An 18,649-nucleotide genomic window follows, 5' to 3' on the forward strand; every position below is an offset into this window, starting at 1 on the left:
TTAACAATCACACAGTTTTATTCAACTATTTTTATGAAAACAATCTCATTCATTTTTCTTTGTCTATTGTTAAATGTGAAATCTTTTGCAGGAATTGTTATCCTGAATGGTCTCACACATCAACATGATGTTACCCAAGGAAATACAATCATTGGCAAAATCAAAGTTCAAAACAATGGCAAAAAGGAAGCAAGAATCATGATTTATCATCAAGATTTGAAGGTTTCATGCAACAGTCAAATTGAATATGATACTATTAACAGTCATACTCGATCGTTGGGTCATTGGATAAAATCAAATGTAGAAGAAAAGCTCCTACAAAGTGATGAAATCTATGATATTACTTATAGCGTTAGCATTCCTCAAAACCTAAAACAGTTGGGTTCATATTGGTCAGTTATTATGATTGAAGGAGCTGACCCAATTAAAGAAGATGAAGAGAAAGGCGTTAAAATTGATTCAAAAGTAAGGTATGCCATTCAGGTGATGGTAAATGTTGGTACAGTAGAGAGTTCTAAAATTAATTTTGAAAACATTGATTTGACCACAAAAGACAATTCAGTACAAGTCTTGAATGTAAAGTTAAAAAACGAAGGCATTTATATTTCAAAAGCAAAGTTAAGTCTTGAAGTATATGATGATTCGGGTAAAAACTTAAGCACATTTGAATCATCTCTACGAAAAATCTATCCAAATAAGTGTAATACTTTTGAAATTATCATAAATGGTTTACCCAAAGGTAAATACAATGGTGTGTTGATTGCCGATAATGGCAAAGATCTCTATGGAGCAAATATCACTTTAATTACAAATTAGTTATGAACATGATTAAGGTCATCCTACTGCTAATCAATACATTGACACTAAGCCATGTTTTCTCTCAAAAAGAATTGAGTATCAATGTTTTAAATCCGCCGAAGAAAGTTTCTCCAGGAGGGCATTTTACTCTATTTTTTGAAATTATTGGCTTAGAAACAAATCAATCTATTGCTGAAGAATCGTTGGTTTTGCCTAAAAATTGGCAATTAATTCTTTCCAAAAAGTTGGACAAAGATCTCGCAAATCCAAAGTATATTTATACAGTTGCTACCTCATCAACATCGAATGCAGGAGCATATCCATTAATATTATCTTTGGCCAATAGTGATGGTAAAGAAGCTTCAAAAAAACTCACTATTGAAGTGAGTAATTTTCGAAAAATCGAAATCATTCCATTGTCGTCATACGAATACGTAAAAGAAGGTGATAGCTTACATTTAGATTATTTAATTCAAAATTTAGGAAATAGTAGTGAAAAAGTAAGTATAAAAACTTCCAGTGGCAAAATCGAATTAAAAAATGACTCGCTAACCATAGCACCAAACAAAAGTATGCAAGTGCGAGTGAACAAGCTTGTACCCAAAAGTCAAAGCAATTTTTGGTTGATGTCAAACGACTTATTTGTTACCTTGCATGATTCACTTACCCCCATTATTCATTTTAATTCAGTACCTGTTTACTCAAATCAAAATAAAAAAAGTGACCCTTATTTACGTTTTCCAATAGAAACAGGGGTTTGGTATAGCTATTTTGTTACTGATAAAGGCGTTCGAAGTTCTTATCAGTATGACGCTCGTGGACATGGATTTTTAGATTTTAAACAAACACATTATCTTGATTTCATCGTACACGGCCCTAACCAAATACATTTACCTGTTTTGGGTAATTATGACCAATATTTTCTGAGTTATTCCTATAAAAAACAAATAAATCTTTCTTTAGGAGACTATTTGCTTTCTTTCAACAATTTAATGGAGTTTGGTCGATTTGGCAGAGGTTTTCGGTTTGATCAAAATTTCAAACGGATGGGATTTAGTACATTTTATACAAGTCCAAGGTTTTATCCCTTTCAAAAAGATACTTATGGCTTGAGTTTTTATGTAAAACCAAAACAAAATCTCAAATATTCACTTGATTTTTTATCAAAGCAGACACAGTATAATCAACAATGGTTTATCGCTAATTTTATTGGTGTAACAGCCAATTATCGCACCAATTCTTTTTTTCTAAACAGTGAAGCTGCTATGAGTTCTGCTCAAAACAAACTTGATTTTGGCTTTTTTAATAGGGTTTACTACCATTACAAAAAAATTCATCTCAATAGCGATATTGTTTATGCTGGAAAAAACTTTTATGGATTTTATCATAACAGTTGGCAAGCAATCAATGCCATTAATTATAATATTTCCAAGAAAATCAGTATTGGTTTACAAAGTAATTTTACAAGAGTAAATCCAAGTTTTGACTTCTATGCTTTCAATTCATCGCCTTACTTTTCTAACAATAGTATTCTCTTGAATTATGATATAAAACCAAGCAATAGACTTATTTTAAGCTATAATTTGGAAGAAAAAGAAGACAAAAAAGAAATAAAACAATTTCATTTCCGTGAAAATTATGGAAGGCTGGCCTATTTAGTAAATAAACAAAAATTTAATTTATGGTTTGAAAATAGGCTGGGTTATACCCAAAATTACTTATCAGCTTCCGATGATGTAAAAAATACGCAAAGCATTCAGACGATTATTCAGCCATTAGTACGAGTCTTTCCATGCCTGTGGTTAGGAACATTTTTTGAATATCAACAAACGTCCAAATTTTCAACTATCAATCAGTTAACCAATTACTATTATTATGGCGGTACAAGTCGAATTACAGTGGGCAGTACATTTAATCTGTCATTTTCATATAGAAACAATTATGCTCCTGATGAACTTATTCAGAAAAGAAGCTTTGTAGATTTAACCGCTGAACTCAACACAAAACACCATAAATTAAGCCTTATGGGTGGACGTACATTTATACCAAATTACAATCAAACCAATGAGAATACTTTGTTTTTTATGTTAAAATATTCGCTAAAATTAAATGTACCGATTGCAAAAAACAACCAATTAGGTTCAATAAAAGGGCATATTTCAAGCATAAATAAGCTAAAAAAAGAAGGAATATTAGTTAGCATAGGTTCGCAAAAATTTATGACTGATGCTAATGGCAATTTTTATTTTAATGATTTAGTACCCGATAAATATTATATTACTTTAGAAAAATCAACGATTGAAACCGGAGTTATTAGTGAAACTAAAACGCCAATAGAAGTGCAAGTAAATCCAAAAACTATCCATGATGTTTCAATACCATTAGTCCGTTCAGGAGGAGTTGTTGGAAAGATTCATTTCAAAACAAATGATGAAGCAACCCAAGAAAACAAGAAAGCCCTTGTTGTTTTGATTAAATTATTTAATGAACAAGATACATTTATGACCAAAGTTAATGACAAAGGTGAATTTTCGTTCAGAGAAATAAAACCTGGGCAATGGAATATTGAAGCCATTATTCATGGCAACAAAGACAGTTTTGTCATTGAAAATCTTTCTCAAAATATCATTATTGAGTCAGAAAAGCTTAAAACGTTATCATTTTCGGTAGTATCGAAAGAGCGAAAAATATATTTCTCAAACCAAAACTTTTTATTGAATTCAAAAAAATGAATAGCTATTTATTTATCTTCCTATGGATTCTTGCTCATTTGAGCCAAGCCCAAACAAGTGGCACAGTCAACGTAAGTTTGAGTTTGCCATCGGTAGCTCTTCTTGATATCGAACCAGCTGGAATAATTAATCTCAATTTTACAGCTCCCACAGAAGCAGGATCAGTTTTAGGTAGCATTGCCACCAATAACACAAAATGGATTAACATTAGCTCGGCAGTTAGTAGTGGACTCACTCGTAATGTTACAGTCCAAATTTCAGGTACTCAGCCAAATGGTGTGCGATTAAAACTCCAAACAGCCAATGCAAGTACAGGGGCTGGCACAAGAGGCACGGCAAGCAGCCCGATTTTTTTGACATCATCGCCACAGACTATTGTCAGTGGCATTGGTGGATCTTATACAAATACTGGTTCGGGCAATGGATATAACCTTACATATTCATTAGATATCCAAACGTATAGTCTTTTGAGGAGTGGTTCTTATACTTTTTCAGTATTATTCACTTTGGTTGATAATTGATAATTATCCATTCACTACTATAAAATTATTAAAGAAATGATACGGCAAATAATATTATTGATTTTGGGTCTCGTACTTAGCCTAAATTGTCATGCTCAAATCATGACAATAATAAATAGTACTTGGACCCCAACACCCAATGCTATTACCGAGGCTGGTAATAATTATACATCTTCCACTATCACAAATGCAAGTTATATAACATACATTTATATTACTATGCCAGGTATATATTCAGGCTCTGATGCTACAGCCAATCATTATACAGTTCAAATCAAAAGAACTGACAGTGGGCTTAATTGGGATACAGTAGGTTTAACGATTTCGGCAACACGTACTGGAAATGGTACAGGCGGCGGTTCAAGTATTTTGGGAACAAGTATGATTACTGGAGGGACTTCTCCTCTACCAATTACTATTAGTAACCAATATTTCTTTGACGGTAATAATTATGGAACTACCCCCCGTATAAATATACCCATTCAATATGAAATCGGTGGCATTTCAGTTTTACTACCTGTCAATATCTATTCTACAACAATAACCTATACACTCATTGATAATTAGCTATCATTTGACAATGTTCAAATATTTACCGCATAAATTTTTAATGACTTAAAGCTAAGAATAAAACTCGCTATAAATACATATACATGTCTCCTATTTTCCATTTACTATTCAACACATTGATTATCAACAAAGTACAAACTTTTTTCTTTTTATTTTCATTTTTTTAAAACAAAAAAAAGATTTAGCACGGTTGTTGTTTTAGACTCAACAAATTCGATTGAATTCAAAACAAAGATACTTCATTGTACTTTGTATTTATCATAATGGTCTGTGCATCAATTCTTTTGGTGCCAGCATACGACTATCTTTTTATATTATTTACATTTATCATGGCGATCAAAAAAACCATTTTCCTATGTCTGATAACTTTTACGATTGTTTTGCATGAAACATCTCTATACGCACAAAATATAAGTTTATTATTTAAAAAAATAGATAAGCCTGATGAGTTATTAGCAATGAATAACACCGAAATTGAAGCTGATACATCTGAATTAGCATTTTTCTCATTTGAAGAAGGAAGAGCAGTACCTTATCACCGTAAATTTGTCAATACTGAAGATTCAAAAACCTCAACTGTTTATGTTTGTGAAAATAATAGCGTAGTCCTTTCAACTCCTGATTTTGGGCAAGATGCGATTTATTCTTGGAAGGGGCCTTCGGGATTTTCATCTATTTCTCAACAAATCAGGCTTGACAAAGTAACACCTTTTCAAGCAGGTTTTTATAATTTTACTATCAGAAAAAATGGTTCAACCACCATCGGCAAAATAAAGTTGATGGTTAAGGAAAAACCAAAAGCAATCGCTATTGGCGGCAAATTTTGTTTGGGCGAACCTATCAAATTGACTTCGGCCGAGGCTGGTATAGGGGTAGTTTATCGTTGGACACTCCCACCTACTGACTTTGTTGCCTATACACCAGAAATTTCGGTTGAAAACTTAGCGATTGGTCATTATACCTATTATTTGAGTGTTTCTAAAAATGGATGTAAATCAGTAGATACAGCAAAGGTTGAAATAAGGCAAGTGCCAGTGGCAATTGCTAATAACGCTTCTATTAAGGTTGGGCAAACGGCCAAATTAGAAGCTCATGATGCGGGAAGCGATGCTGAATACATTTGGAAAGGCCCGTTTATTGATACGATTAAAGAGAAAATAGCAAACCTAAGTGGTTTAACAGTTGGTAAATATATTTATGTGCTCCGAGTTTTAAAAAATGGTTGTGCATCAACAAATGTTTCAACTGTCGAAGTACAAAAAGATAATGATAGTGCCAACGCATCTATAAAGAATTGATAGTGATACCTTTTATGAAAACAGTGCAAAAAACCAGTCTAAGGACTGGTTTTTTTGTTTATATCATTTATCTTTTAGTAATAATTCTCCTTTGATTAACCAAGATGTAGCAAATGCCCAAAGTGCAATTGTTTCGAGCCAAAAAACTGGAGTATATTTGGCAAGGTCTGGGTATTTTTTTTCAAGAACAAAAAAATAGATTGCTATCAAAATAATGCAAACTAGCATTATATAGCCACAAATTCTGTATATCCTATTTCTCTGCTTTTTCTGTTCGGTCTGTGTCTTTTTGTTTTTTGTTTCTGTGAAAAGTACAAGCGAAAAATATGTTAGCACTAAAAAAAATAAGGTAGCAAACACAAAATGCAATTTACTAATAAAAGGATTTGTAATGACAGATGGTATATTACATAAAAAACTATCACAAGGCGGTAAAGGCATATCTGGAGCGGTTGGAAAAAAAGCAACTCCTATTGCAAAAAAACTGGCAAAAGTGCCAGCTATATTGTCACGTTTATCATTTGCATATCCTTTATACGAAAAAAGAAACAAAGCAATTGCACAAAGAGTACCAACAAAAACATCTCGCATCAAGGTATGATAATAGCTACTTATAGAACTCTGTATTTCTTGACAATTTCCTATCAATACTGAACCTAAAACTAAAATAATTGGTAGAGCAAATCCCAAAAAACCAACTGCTCTCCTCAGATATAAATAAGAAATTAGATGAGGGGTATTTGCATTATTATCCATGAGTTTAATAGGTTTTATGGTTGTTAAGTATAAGTTTTGATTAAATTTATAAGAAATAATATATTTGTCAAAACCATTATTATTATTTGGTATTGGAATCAGATAATGTTTGTTTTATTCAACAAAAAAAGTGGTATTCACTTCTAAAAAAGTCAATACCACTTTCAATGAAAGATACAGTAATTCTATTTTTTCCACTTCAACGCATTCACGTTCTGCCCAATTTTACGACCTTCTGCAAGCCCAACATCATTATCACTACGGCTATGTATACCACCCAAAAATCTTGAATAAGCTGCCTCTTCGGCAGCCTCCCAAAATGAATTATATGACCGATTTTTAAATTCTATTAGCGTTAGCGGGTCTCTTTCTCGGCCTTCATGAGAATTATCAATAAATTTAAAATCTGTTCCATAAAGTGCCGTCAAAACTGTTGCAGCAGCTCCCGATTGGACAGAGTGTCCAGAATAAAATGCAGGAAATGGTGGTTCAGGCCAAAACTGAATGAAACTGGCATCAATATATCGTCGAATGAAGGTTGAAGGTCGCTCAACAACAAAAGTATATTTTGTTTTCCAGCAATTAATAAAAGCATCAGCAATACTCATCCCTACTGCAGCATACGTTTGGGCAGCTTTTATCAAATTAGGTTTGGCAGTTTTTACAGCAACATTTGCCAAACTATAGGCATGACCTGGAGGTGTAAACGTACGACTTGGGTCGTCGCCCCACCATAGAGCTGTTTCTTTTTCTTCCTGTGTTAATATCTTATTTTTAGCGTAAACTTCCAAAAACTGTGCATAATATTGTGACCGTGGATCGGTACTATAAGGAATCGGCTTGGGAATCGGTAATGCAGCATCACTTGCCACAAAAGTACGATTTTTACCCCAATAGGGATGCAAAGGTAATTGACTTGCCGATTGGCTAAAAGTAGGCGGAGACCATGTGCCAGCAGCTACTGGTAGCTTATAATCGGTCGTAAAGTTATTTTTATATCCTTGATAGCCTAAATCTGTTTTCGACCATTCAAAAATCGCTTTTGCCACATCTTGACCATAAGCAACCGAACGAGTAACTACCTCAGCATCTTCTGTTTTTGAAATCTCGGTCAAAACAACTTTTTCTAAAGAATCAATACTTGCTTTGTTTACACTTGAAGTTTGTTCATAAATGTTTTTAAGCATATAGGCTTCTCCTGCATTTAGACTTAGTACATAATTATATTTCAGACCAACTGTAGGTTTTGGCAAAGTCTTTAAATCACTTAATTGCCCAGCCAGGGACTGATATTCAGGGTAACCATTCACAACGGTTTCATACATAGTCAGTCCTAAATAACCAAAACTTCGAGAAGCGTAGGTGGGCGAATTGCCTGGTGTTTTTTCTGCAATTTTTAAGGTCATTGCAACCCATCGAACTGGCACATCAGCAGTAATTTCAACTACCGGTATTGGTTCTTCAGTTTTCTTATTACAGCTATTTATCATAACAATACCCATTGTTAAAAGACATATAATAAGTAAAGATTTGTGAATGTTTTTTTTGAAAAGCACTTTCATTGGTCAGTATTTTTAGTTTCTACGAAATCCAGCAATTTGTCTTTATTAGACTGCTTTATAGTATCGAAAGTAACTTATAAAAGGTTTCTAAAAAGAGCCTGAATGGGAATAACTTTCGACAAATTTACAGTTTTTTGGAAAAAGCACAAATTAAATCCTATATTATGGAAAAATGACACTTAACATTCTGTTGCACTTAAAGCCAAGCCTGCTTGGGAGGTCTCTTTATATTTTTTAGACATATCTTTACCTGTGGCACGCATCACTTTAATGACACTATCTAACGATATTTTTTGATGGGCTGTATTACCTGAAGATGCCAATAAATAAGCATTGTATGCCTTTATTGCCCCCATAGCATTTCGTTCGATGCACGGAATTTGTACATATCCACCAATTGGATCACAGGTCATGCCCAAATGATGTTCAATAGCAATTTCGGCAGCCGCTTCTACCGTTTCGATTGATTTTCCTGCACAATACGACAACATTGCTGCTGCCATCGCCGACGCCGAACCGATTTCGCCCATACAACCCATTTCCGCTCCCGAAATGCTTGCATTGTGCTTGATCAAAAAACCAACTGCCGCTGCTGCCAACATTCCTTCACGAAGTTTTTGTTTATCATAATGATAATGATTTCTGAGCAAAAAGAAAATCCCGGGAATCACGCCCGAAGCTCCAGAAGTTGGAGCTGTTACCACAATACTTCCTGCGGCATTTTCTTCGGATGCGGCCATACAGTATGCATTCAAAAAAATCATAAAACTATCACTTGCTGAAGCCAAGCTTTTTGCTTGATTATATAAAATTGGAGCTTTCCTACGTAATTTTATTGTACCTGGTAAAATACCTTTATGTCTTAACCCTCTTTTCACAGCTTTATTCATAGCTTCCAATACATCATCAATTTTTTGGTATATTGCTCTACGAGAAAGCCCTGTAAGCGACATTTCATTGGCAATCATCAAGTCGGTTAGGGTCATTTTATTTTTCAACAAATGTTCTTTAAACTCTTTCATTGTCGAAAATTCGAAAGTGGGGGTTTTGTCATTTTGAGCTTGCAAATTCTCTCCTTTTCTTTGAATAAAACCTCCTCCTACAGAATAATATTCTTCTTCTAAAATAATTTTATGATCAGATAATAGCTTAAACACCAATGTATTTGGGTGCGGAGAGTCATATCTTCCCTTCTCAAATACGATGTTTTTGGCATGGATAGAAATTTGTTTTTCTTGAATTTTAATCAAATAAATATCATCTTCATTTTTAAGTAAGGTTGTAAATTCATTGGGGTCACAAGTTTCTGGAAGCCAACCTAATAGTCCGGCAATAACGGCTCGGTCAGTGCCGTGTCCTTTGCCAGTTGCACTAAGTGAACCATATAAATGAATCATTACTTGTTGATTATCAGTTAAATCAGTCATTAGGTTGGCTCTTTGTAAGAAATCATATGCAGCTTTCATAGGGCCAATCGTATGAGAGCTTGATGGGCCAGGTCCGATTTTGAATAAATCAAAAATCGAGGTTTTAATCGCTTCTTTTAGCATAATGTTTGATGATGAAGGTTTAAGTAACTTTTAAAAGCCCCAATAGCTTGCAAAATACAATTTTTCATAAAAATAGCATTGATAATAATCATTAAAATGAATGAATGCACATGAATAATTTTGTAAACTAATAAACTTTCTACTTACTTTATCAGTTATTAAAACAATTAAAAACTATAAAATCTTACATTATGTCATTAAAAGTAGGCGACCAAGCCCCTGATTTTAAGCTATTCAGTAGCGATAAACAAGAAGTAAATTTATCAGATTATCGTGGTAAAAACGTAGTTGTATTATTTTTTCCAATGGCATTTACAGGCGTTTGTACAGCAGAATTATGTCAAATGCGTGATGATATTGCTACTTATTCTAATTTGAATGCAGAAATTTTAGGAATTTCTGTTGATTCAATCTTCACTTTAGGAAAATTCAAAGAAGAACAAAAGCTTCCTTTTCCATTATTGTCAGATTTTAATAAAGAAATATCACAAGCTTACGGTTCTTTTTATGAAACCTTTGTATTTGGTATGCAAGGTGTATCAAAACGTTCGGCTTTTGTGGTTGATAAAGATGGCGTTATCCAATACGCTGAAGTACTTGAAAAAGCCTCTGATGTGCCAAATTTTGATGCTGTAAAAACGACTTTGGAGAGTTTATGATGTTGCAAATATCAGATGTGCCACAACTCATTGTCTTTGATAATAAGTTGTGGCACATTTATTTTAAAACTATCAATTTCTATTGTCTCATGTTTAAAATCTCTCATTTAAGATTTAATCTTGAAAACCACCAACAATACTATTGACAATCGAAAGTACAAAGCCAAAAATCAAAGGTTGAATGAAACCAGAAACACTAAATCCATTGACCAAATAAGCACATAGATAAACAATTCCAACATTGACTACCAAATAGAAAATTCCTAAGGTCAAAATTGTAATCGGAATAGACAAAAATTGTAGCACAGGCTTCACGAAAGTATTTAAAAAACTCATCACCAAAGCCACAATAATTGAAGTGGTGAAAGTAGATGTATCTACTCTAATATCATGAAGAAATTGTGGCATGAAATAAACCGCAGCTCCACAACATGCCAAACGAATGAGATAGTTTATCATAATCTAATGAGTAAATTTTAAATGAGTGAATGAGTGATAAATATAATGAGTAAACTTTAAAATTCAAGCTAATGAAGTATATTTTTTATACTAAATCAAATACAATATCTAAAAATCATCACTCATTCGCACAATTACTCATTCACTAATTTATTTATGTCTCTTTATCAAAACATCAAGCACTTCATCGAACTCATAGTTTTTTTGTTCTAAAAGCACCAAGTAGTGGTAAAATAAATCGGCAGCTTCGCCCAGAAACAACTCTTTGTTGTCGTCTTTTGCTTCAATAACCAATTCAACGGCCTCCTCTCCTACTTTCTGAGCAACCTTATTGACACCAAGTCCAAATAGCTCACTGGTATAAGACTTACTCGAAGGATTGACCTTTCTATCTTTAATTACGGCACGTAAACGATTGATAAACAACACTTTTCCGTCATTCGTTTCTTCAAAACAAGTATCTGCACCTGTGTGGCAAGTAGGGCCATCTGGCGATGCATGAATCAAAATTGTATCACCATCGCAATCAATAAGTATTTTTTTTACATGCAAGAAATTATTAGAAGTTTCTCCTTTTGTCCAAAGCCTTTGTTTACTTCTACTAAAAAAAGTAACAATCTTCTCGTATTGGGTTTTTTGGTAGGCTTCTGCATTCATATAACCCAACATTAATACTTTCCCCGTAAGGGCATCTTGAATTACGGCAGGAATCAAGCCATCAGGCGATTTATCGAAATCAATAGTTCTTTCCATTAAAATTTATTTTTTACTCCATTTGCAAATGAGTACATTTAAATACTTAGCTAAATATTTTTTTGTTAATTAAATTGCATATATTTTTACAAAAGTACGGATGTTCAAAACTTAAATTTACAAAAACATGAAAAAAGTTCTTTTATTAGCATTACTAATCTTTGGATTTGGTGTAAATGCTCAAAAATCGAATGAAGATAATGCAATTTATACTACTGTTGAAATAGCACCATCATTTCCGAATGGACTTAAAGCATTGTATCAATATTTTTGTGAGAATACTGTTGTTCCCAAATTTATTCCAAATAAAGATAAAATTAACAGTGTAATAGTACGATTTGTTGTTGAAAAAGATGGCTCGGTTTCCTACCCCGAAATTATACGAGGTATCAACGACGAATGCGATACCGAAGCTCTCAGAGTAATAAAGTCAATGCCGAAATGGGAAGCGGGTGGAATCAATAAATATAGTAATTGGAAGCCTTTGCGTTGTTACATGACAGTTCTCATAAAATTTTTTCAAAATAAATCTGATTGTGAAAGGTCTTATAATCAGTCACTTAGAGGGTATTAAAATATTTTTTTAAGTTTTTTTTTCATAATAGACTTGACAGGTAAAAAAAAACGCCTTACCTTTGCAAAACATTCACCACCAAAGAATGTGAGAGTAATAAGCGAAAGTAGCTCAGTTGGTAGAGCGTAACCTTGCCAAGGTTAAGGTCGCGAGTTCGAGACTCGTCTTTCGCTCGAAATTAAGCACCTCAGCGGTGCTTTTTTTTTCAAGAATAAGTGAAAGCCTATTCGCCGAGGTGGTGGAACTGGTAGACACGCAGGACTTAAAATCCTGTGAGCTTTTAAACTCGTACGGGTTCGATTCCCGTCCTCGGTACAAATCCTGGTAAAAAAGGATAAAAAACCAAAAACAAAGAGAATGTAAATAGCTGATTATCAGCGTTTTATATTCTCTTTTTTATTTTTACTTCTTTTTATTTATTGATATTTTGTAACAAAACTGTAGAAAAATTGTAGAAATTTTATTGTAGAAATTTCTCTCGGTGTAGAAATAAATATTGGTTCACTTTTTTTCAGTGGTTTTGATTTGGGTAAAACCGTCTCAAAAAAAGTGTAAAAAATTCAGCATAACCCCATTGTAGCTACAACACTAATACAAATCTGTGGTGTGAATAAACCTTTCCTCTGATAATAAAAAAGATTTCTTCTGCAATTTCAGTTTTCACCATCTCCACAGAATAAATTTGATTTTCTACTAAATCATCCCTTGGAATCATACATCTTGCCAAAAAAGGACAATACACTCGTTTCAATTCTCCTCTGGCATTTACTACTAAAATTGAAAATGGGTCTATGATTATTCTTGGTTCAAAACTCTTTGCCATTTGCATAAAAATTTAAGGGTAGCCGCTTGACTACCCCATTTTGTTCTACTAATTCAAAAACCAACTTTCTGAGCCTGTCTGCAATGTGTTTACAAGTGTGTTGGTAAAATCAAAAGCATTGACACCCCTATCAATAAAGGTATCAATGTAACTGCTTTTGTTTGCACCTGTAAATAAGTTGTACACCTTCCAAAGTGAAATACTACCATCTTCATTTCTACAAAATGAATCATCTTTGTAGTAGTCTCTTGCTATGAATCCAGTTTGGGTATCTCCAAATAAAAGTGTTGGCAATTCCTTCTTTTGTTCACTCCCTAAAAATGGATACAATCTACACTTACCCAACATTTGAGCAAATTGCCTTTCAGTCAAACTAAACTGTGTGAATGATGCCATAGCTTTGAGGTAACTTTCTGCTTTGAATTGACAAATGGCTTGGAAAATCTTATCACTGAGTTCTTTCATGGACCTCACTTTAATATTTCCAGTGTAACCATCAGACCAAACACAGAGATTAGTACAAACTTTATTTTGAAAACCAATGAAAATCTTGAAAACTTCCTCTGCTCCTTTTTTAGAATAGATGTTGTCTAAATTATAAGCCTTCACTCCACCAACTGTAAGAGTTAGTAGGTTTCCATCAATGGTTTCATGGATGGTAGGAATTTCAATAACAAAAGCCATTCTTTCATAGTAAAGTGTTTGCTCATGCTCTAATAACTCCTTGGCAGGTTTGTGTCTTGCTTCTGGAATTCTGCCTTTGATGGGATGTGAAACCCTAATGCTTGGCACTAATATACTTTCCTTGGAGTAGAGGTGGTGAACCACTTGTTCAACAGATTCAATGAAATCAATATGAGAAATCAAAGGTTCATTATCTTTGACAAATACAGGAATGATGTGCTTATGTTGCATTTCTTGAAGTGATACAGGAATTGTATTTGCCTCAATGAAGGGTTTGGCAGTGGAAATTGTACCTTCAAAGATAGTTTCCTCAAGACTAATGATTGGCTGTTTATTAACTGCGATGAGTTCCATTGGTAGAGTAGGTTTGAGGTGGGACATAAACTAATTGGTTTTTTCTGGTGCTGAAATCTACATTATACTCTTTTTGAGTAATGACATCCAAAGACATATACAAATCTTTCAAGGTATCTACATCTTGGCAAGCATAAATCTGCTCCAAAAGAGCATCTGGTTCAATATAGGTGTCTTCCCTCTCTTGCACCTGTGCTTTTCCCTGATTACACCATGCAGCTAAAATTTTGCCTGTGTCTTGACTAATTTGAAAAGCAGGCAAATCCATGAACAAACTGGTTCTGTCTTTGGAAGCAGTGGCATAGTGCTTGACATCCAAATCAAACACAAGAGTAAACTCATAATCAGTAGAATCTCTCATAACACCCTTTAAACCAACCTTCTCAGGTACCATCTTACCATTCTTTTCATTCAAGACATAATCTTGTTTGGTTCTGATGGCAGCAATGATATGAGCCTTTGTTTGAAGCATTTTCTGAATAAAGGCATTATGTCTTGGAGTGAACTTACTCCAATTAGTGAAACTATTACCTGTAAGTTTAGAATGCTCCTCGATGATGTAATCCCATTCTTGACTTATGCCATCTATGATGATAACCTCCATTTCTGCTTCAATACAAGTTTGAATGGCTTGAATGTATCTTTCAGGAGAAAAAGGTGGTTGCAGGTCAAGGACATTATAAGCTCCTAAGTGTGCATACAAACTGGCTGAATTATTTTCAGCATCAATGACAGCAATCTTTTGCCAGTTATTACATAATCCATGAGCAAGAAGAAGTGCTGAATAACTCTTTCCTCCACCTGCACAAGATTGTAAAGCCATCTTGATAAAGGCTTTTTTTCTTTCTGCTTGTTGTAATTGCATGATTGAAAATTGGTTGGTTAGAAAATAAAAAAGCAGTGCCTACTGACACTGCCCTTGGTTGGTTGCAGATAAATGAAAGATTATACAAAGGCTGGCTCATTGGTTTGATTTACCACTTCTTCCATAGTACCATTTTCTAAAGGACAATAATCATAGCGATGATGTCTTGTAATGATTTCCCCTGTATCTGGAATATTAAACTCATAAGGCTCACAGGCAGTTTTTACAATACTTCCTTGCATTTCTTTACCAAGCATTTTCTTGGCTAAGACTTCATTGAAGGTAGAAGAAATCCAGCATTTTCTAACTGTGACATAGTGTCTGCCAGTGATTTTAGAAACAACAAACTCCATATCATCAGATTGAAGTTCAAGGGCAATGTAGGGTTTTCCCTCAGTTGAGGTACGTTCTTGATAAGCTGTTACAGTTACCATAATTGATAAAGGTTTTAATTGAAGAATGATTTTTGATTGGCAGTATGTGGTACACTTTAAGTTAAGCTATATTATATTTATAGCTATTGAATTTATTAATGAGGTAACTCCAAGAAAAAGTCAAGATTTGGATTGGTTGTTTCTCATATCTATCAATTCATTTTATGGGGAGTAAGACCACTGCCTTGGATAAGTGGGGGAATAGAAATGTAACCTGCCTTTATCATTTATAGGTATAATTTTCCTTTGGAGAAGGATATGGGGGGCTGTTTATATGACTTGAATCAGAGGGGGATAAAATGAAGTTATCAAGATGTGGGGTAGGAAAGATTAATAATCACTTTCTATCATTTCTGTCATTATGATAGTACATTTTGTAGGCTGCATATAGAATAAGAGCCCAAGAGATAATGGTAATTATTGGAGATGGACTATCAGAGTCTTGGTCTCCAGCTAATCCATCTTGTGCATAAACGTGTAGCTGTAATTGAACTATCAAAACTACTACTGTTACTTTTTTAAATAAATGTGAGAATTGCATGATTTTAAATGTTTATAAATGAAAAATGGTTAAATCTGTGGGTGTTTTCCTAAAATTGATGTGAAAAAGCAAGGACTATTCACAAGTAAATTATGAATAGCCCTTTGAGATACATCAGTTAATATACTTTAACTTTATTTATAAATTGATTAATTTACTCAAATTCATAATTTAGATAAATTTCAGGAAGGCTTTCTATTGTTTCTAATCTAATTGTATAGTTGGGGTTATAATGATATTTGTAAACTGTTAAATTCTGATTTTCTGCAATGTTAAACTTGCCATGCTTCCTTTGAAGCAAACCAAGAACTTTAAAAAACATTTTATTTTTAGCCTTTTCATCACTATTGACATAAATAAATTGCACTTTCTTAACAGTATTTTTAGCATAATTATATGTAATCGTAGTTCTATCATTAGTGCCAAAATTGGCAGATTGTGTAGGAACTCTGAAAACACCATATCCATCATAAGAGGCTACCAAGTCATTGGAATCAAAACTTTCTTTAGTTGCATTTACAGCATATAGATAATCTGGGTCTTCTAATGGTTTGGTTATTTCTTCATTTGGTGAATTACTAACGTTAGGATTGTTTTGTTTTTTTGATTCACATCCAAAAAAAGTTATTGAAAAAATGCTTAAAAAAACTAAGGAGGTTTGTTTAATATTCATGATATTTAGGTTAAATTTCGAGTTCAAAACTAACTACAATACACAGATTTTCAAGTCTGATTTTGGTACTGTGGGGATTAATTTTGAACTTTGAGGGATACAATAATTTAAGATATGGAAATAGGAACAAAAGTTAAGAAATTGAGGGAGTTAAGAAACTTCACACAGGAGTTTATGGCAGCTTCTTTAGAAATGACACCTTCAGGGTATGGGAAGATAGAGAGAAATGAATCTGAGGTTACTTATCAGAAATTAGAAAAAATTGCTGAGGTCTTGGGTATCAAGATTGAGGATATTGTTAATTTCAATGAGAAAATGGTTTTCAATATCATGAATAATAACACCAGTAACAATGGATACGTTGTTAACAATAATTCTATTTCAGATAATGAGAAAAAATTATATGAACAACTCATTGAGCAACTACGAGAAGAAAACAAATTATTAAAATCAATGCTTGAAAAAGTGAATAACTAAAACTCATCTAATCTAAAACCTGTATATGAGTTAGGTTTTGGTTGAGTAGGTATAAACTACCTATATCGTCATTATTATCTTCTTCTTTTCACTGTCTGATTTATCTATGTTTTTGGTTTCTATCCCATCAAGTATCCTAATCGTGCTAAATTTACAATTATTGTTAATAATCCTTCAAAATATCAATCGCACTAAAACTTATATCATTCCATCATGCATGAGTATAACTAAAAAAGCTATCCAGAACAACCGGATAGCTTTAAAAATATCAGCGTTAACAAAGCTATTCGAAACTAATTGCTTTATATTCAGAAAGCGACGAAAGTTCACGAGTAGCTACACGACGCTCCCAAGGAATAGCTCCATTTGGATTTATCCAGCCAGTTGCCCAATTACTTTCAGCTACTTTTACTTTAAGTATTTCACCAGTTTTTGACCAATAAATGTCAATTAATATAGTAGCATGGGTACGGTCTGTCTTATAAAATGCCATGCCAGGACGATATGACTTTGTAGAAGATACCCCTGTTGCATAATACCCCTTTGCAATTCCTCCAGCACTTCGTCCGATTGTTTCAGCCCATTCAAGACATTGTTTTTGAATACTCAAAAAACTAAGTGTAGCATTATCAGAAGTTGGAACAGCTACAGAACCATTGCAAGCAAATAAATTGTAACGAGAAATAATTTGATTCACCAATGCAGTTTTACGGGTTGCATCATAGCCAGAACCAATAAAAGAAGTTACCATATCATTACGTACACTTGTGGGTACAACTGGTGTAGAACATCTATTTTTTACATTTGAACGATACCAATTATCATATTTTGAAATGGCACTTCTCATTCGTGAACCATCACCGCCTGCTATGTCTGTTAGCCATTTACTTTGATTATCAATTACTGAACCACCAGACAATCCACCAATAGCAGAGTTGGCGAGGCGAACAACATTTTTTTGTACCGTTGTTGTTGCTGCTTGATAACCAGTTAAAGATGCCCAACCTTCAGTAGCTGTAGTAACAGAAGCTACCGCTAACCGTTCCTTCGAATGACTCATAGAGTTTTCAGATTTTTGCATAAAAGCAATATTTGGTACAGGTTGTTCGATTGCATCTTTACAACTTACTGAACCGAAGACTATTAATAAGGTAATAGTAAAACCTTTTGCAAAATGTTTCATTTTAATAAATATTTGAGTTAAAAATCAATAGTTTTTTTTATGATTGAAAACTCATATATTTGGGTTCTCAATCATAAGATTGTAAAAAAACCTTGTTCGTAATGTTTTCCAGACGGCTCGAACGAGGTTATTTATAATGGTGGAGGACGATACAGTAAATGTAAATTCTTCATTCTGTTTAAATATTTATTTTAGAAATATCCTTTACTGACCCATCCATAAAAAAATAGTCTTCATAGATACTTTCTTGTGTAGTTTTCTCAGTAAACTTAATCTCAATTTGTTGAGAATGTAGTTCTTCAATAGCATATTTCGATTTATCAACTTTCTTTATATGATAAGATATTGATAAATGATTTTGAAAAGGTTCCATATCTTAGTTT

At 33.5% G+C, this 18,649-nt stretch carries 21 protein-coding genes and 2 tRNA genes; 10 read left to right on the forward strand and 13 right to left on the reverse strand.

The window, feature by feature from the left end; genetic code table 11:
• Positions 1-33 precede the first annotated feature (33 nt).
• From ACQUQZ_RS18490 to ACQUQZ_RS18510, 5 genes are all read left to right on the forward strand, one after another.
• Positions 34-816 (forward strand): hypothetical protein, encoded by a 783-nt coding sequence (locus ACQUQZ_RS18490; RefSeq protein ID WP_435356570.1) that lies wholly within the window; start codon positions 34-36, stop codon positions 814-816.
• Between the two features lie 8 nt (positions 817-824).
• The gene (locus tag ACQUQZ_RS18495; RefSeq protein ID WP_435356571.1) at positions 825-3,530 is read left to right on the forward strand and encodes a hypothetical protein; all 2,706 of its coding nucleotides are present in this window, start codon (positions 825-827) and stop codon (positions 3,528-3,530) included.
• On the forward strand, positions 3,527-4,051 hold the full coding sequence (locus ACQUQZ_RS18500) for a hypothetical protein (protein WP_435356572.1): 525 nt from the start codon (positions 3,527-3,529) through the stop codon (positions 4,049-4,051). Before ACQUQZ_RS18495 ends, ACQUQZ_RS18500 begins: the two co-directional genes overlap by 4 nt.
• 36 nt (positions 4,052-4,087) lie before the next feature.
• Entirely contained in the window at positions 4,088-4,618 is a 531-nt protein-coding gene (locus tag ACQUQZ_RS18505; RefSeq protein WP_435356573.1) for a hypothetical protein, read from the forward strand.
• 332 nt (positions 4,619-4,950) lie between these two features.
• Positions 4,951-5,919 carry a hypothetical protein gene (locus ACQUQZ_RS18510; RefSeq protein ID WP_435356574.1) on the forward strand — a complete coding sequence of 323 codons (969 nt, stop codon included), beginning with the start codon at positions 4,951-4,953 and terminating at the stop codon, positions 5,917-5,919.
• A gap of 63 nt (positions 5,920-5,982) precedes the next feature.
• Here ACQUQZ_RS18510 and ACQUQZ_RS18515 read toward each other — a convergent pair whose 3' ends face one another.
• The 3 genes from ACQUQZ_RS18515 to ACQUQZ_RS18525 all read right to left on the reverse strand — a co-directional run bounded on the left by ACQUQZ_RS18515 (position 5,983) and on the right by ACQUQZ_RS18525 (position 9,787).
• Positions 5,983-6,675 carry a hypothetical protein gene (locus ACQUQZ_RS18515; RefSeq protein ID WP_435356575.1) on the reverse strand — a complete coding sequence of 231 codons (693 nt, stop codon included), beginning with the start codon at positions 6,673-6,675 and terminating at the stop codon, positions 5,983-5,985.
• A 185-nt stretch (positions 6,676-6,860) separates the two neighbouring features.
• Positions 6,861-8,165, reverse strand: a complete 1,305-nt coding sequence (locus ACQUQZ_RS18520; protein ID WP_435356576.1) for a vanadium-dependent haloperoxidase — start codon at positions 8,163-8,165, stop codon at positions 6,861-6,863.
• Between the two features lie 251 nt (positions 8,166-8,416).
• Positions 8,417-9,787, reverse strand: a complete 1,371-nt coding sequence (locus ACQUQZ_RS18525) for an L-serine ammonia-lyase (RefSeq protein ID WP_435356577.1) — start codon at positions 9,785-9,787, stop codon at positions 8,417-8,419.
• Between the two features lie 191 nt (positions 9,788-9,978).
• Between ACQUQZ_RS18525 and ACQUQZ_RS18530 the strand changes: the two genes are divergently transcribed.
• Positions 9,979-10,446, forward strand: a complete 468-nt coding sequence (locus ACQUQZ_RS18530) for a redoxin domain-containing protein (protein WP_435356578.1) — start codon at positions 9,979-9,981, stop codon at positions 10,444-10,446.
• A gap of 114 nt (positions 10,447-10,560) precedes the next feature.
• On the opposite strand, the gene ACQUQZ_RS18535 is transcribed toward ACQUQZ_RS18530, so the two are convergent.
• Both ACQUQZ_RS18535 and hisIE read right to left on the reverse strand, forming a co-directional pair.
• A complete protein-coding gene (locus ACQUQZ_RS18535; RefSeq protein WP_435356579.1) occupies positions 10,561-10,905 on the reverse strand; it encodes a phage holin family protein in 345 nt (114 codons plus the stop codon).
• A 150-nt stretch (positions 10,906-11,055) separates the two neighbouring features.
• A complete protein-coding gene (gene hisIE, locus ACQUQZ_RS18540; RefSeq protein WP_435356580.1) occupies positions 11,056-11,658 on the reverse strand; it encodes a bifunctional phosphoribosyl-AMP cyclohydrolase/phosphoribosyl-ATP diphosphatase HisIE in 603 nt (200 codons plus the stop codon).
• A gap of 127 nt (positions 11,659-11,785) precedes the next feature.
• Between hisIE and ACQUQZ_RS18545 the strand changes: the two genes are divergently transcribed.
• The 3 genes from ACQUQZ_RS18545 to ACQUQZ_RS18555 all read left to right on the forward strand — a co-directional run bounded on the left by ACQUQZ_RS18545 (position 11,786) and on the right by ACQUQZ_RS18555 (position 12,547).
• Complete coding sequence (locus ACQUQZ_RS18545; RefSeq protein ID WP_435356581.1) at positions 11,786-12,232, forward strand: energy transducer TonB; 447 nt, start codon at positions 11,786-11,788, stop codon at positions 12,230-12,232.
• A gap of 100 nt (positions 12,233-12,332) precedes the next feature.
• Positions 12,333-12,405 (forward strand) — tRNA-Gly (locus ACQUQZ_RS18550).
• A 56-nt stretch (positions 12,406-12,461) separates the two neighbouring features.
• A tRNA-Leu gene (locus ACQUQZ_RS18555) sits at positions 12,462-12,547 on the forward strand.
• A gap of 265 nt (positions 12,548-12,812) precedes the next feature.
• Here ACQUQZ_RS18555 and ACQUQZ_RS18560 read toward each other — a convergent pair.
• The 6 genes from ACQUQZ_RS18560 to ACQUQZ_RS18585 all read right to left on the reverse strand — a co-directional run bounded on the left by ACQUQZ_RS18560 (position 12,813) and on the right by ACQUQZ_RS18585 (position 16,606).
• Complete coding sequence (locus tag ACQUQZ_RS18560; RefSeq protein WP_435356582.1) at positions 12,813-13,055, reverse strand: hypothetical protein; 243 nt, start codon at positions 13,053-13,055, stop codon at positions 12,813-12,815.
• Positions 13,056-13,103: 48 nt separating this feature from the next.
• On the reverse strand, positions 13,104-14,093 hold the full coding sequence (locus ACQUQZ_RS18565; RefSeq protein ID WP_435356583.1) for a DUF3871 family protein: 990 nt from the start codon (positions 14,091-14,093) through the stop codon (positions 13,104-13,106).
• Positions 14,074-14,958 (reverse strand): AAA family ATPase, encoded by an 885-nt coding sequence (locus ACQUQZ_RS18570; protein WP_435356584.1) that lies wholly within the window; start codon positions 14,956-14,958, stop codon positions 14,074-14,076. The genes ACQUQZ_RS18565 and ACQUQZ_RS18570 overlap by 20 nt, the downstream gene beginning before the upstream one ends.
• Positions 14,959-15,038: 80 nt before the next feature.
• A complete protein-coding gene (locus tag ACQUQZ_RS18575) occupies positions 15,039-15,392 on the reverse strand; it encodes a hypothetical protein (protein WP_435356585.1) in 354 nt (117 codons plus the stop codon).
• Positions 15,393-15,729: 337 nt separating this feature from the next.
• The gene (locus ACQUQZ_RS18580) at positions 15,730-15,933 is read right to left on the reverse strand and encodes a hypothetical protein (protein ID WP_188767899.1); all 204 of its coding nucleotides are present in this window, start codon (positions 15,931-15,933) and stop codon (positions 15,730-15,732) included.
• Positions 15,934-16,087: 154 nt separating this feature from the next.
• On the reverse strand, positions 16,088-16,606 hold the full coding sequence (locus ACQUQZ_RS18585) for a hypothetical protein (protein WP_435356586.1): 519 nt from the start codon (positions 16,604-16,606) through the stop codon (positions 16,088-16,090).
• A gap of 114 nt (positions 16,607-16,720) precedes the next feature.
• On the opposite strand from ACQUQZ_RS18585, the gene ACQUQZ_RS18590 reads away from it, so the two are divergent.
• Complete coding sequence (locus ACQUQZ_RS18590) at positions 16,721-17,083, forward strand: helix-turn-helix domain-containing protein (protein ID WP_435356587.1); 363 nt, start codon at positions 16,721-16,723, stop codon at positions 17,081-17,083.
• A 283-nt stretch (positions 17,084-17,366) separates the two neighbouring features.
• On the opposite strand, the gene ACQUQZ_RS18595 is transcribed toward ACQUQZ_RS18590, so the two are convergent.
• Positions 17,367-18,266, reverse strand: coding sequence for a hypothetical protein (locus ACQUQZ_RS18595; RefSeq protein WP_435356588.1), 900 nt, complete (start codon positions 18,264-18,266; stop codon positions 17,367-17,369).
• A gap of 178 nt (positions 18,267-18,444) precedes the next feature.
• A complete protein-coding gene (locus tag ACQUQZ_RS18600; protein ID WP_435356589.1) occupies positions 18,445-18,639 on the reverse strand; it encodes a hypothetical protein in 195 nt (64 codons plus the stop codon).
• Between the last annotated feature and the right edge of the window lie 10 nt (positions 18,640-18,649).

Source organism: Emticicia sp. SJ17W-69 (genome assembly GCF_051209875.1).
In the GTDB taxonomy this organism is placed as follows: Bacteria; Bacteroidota; Bacteroidia; order Cytophagales; family Spirosomataceae; genus Emticicia.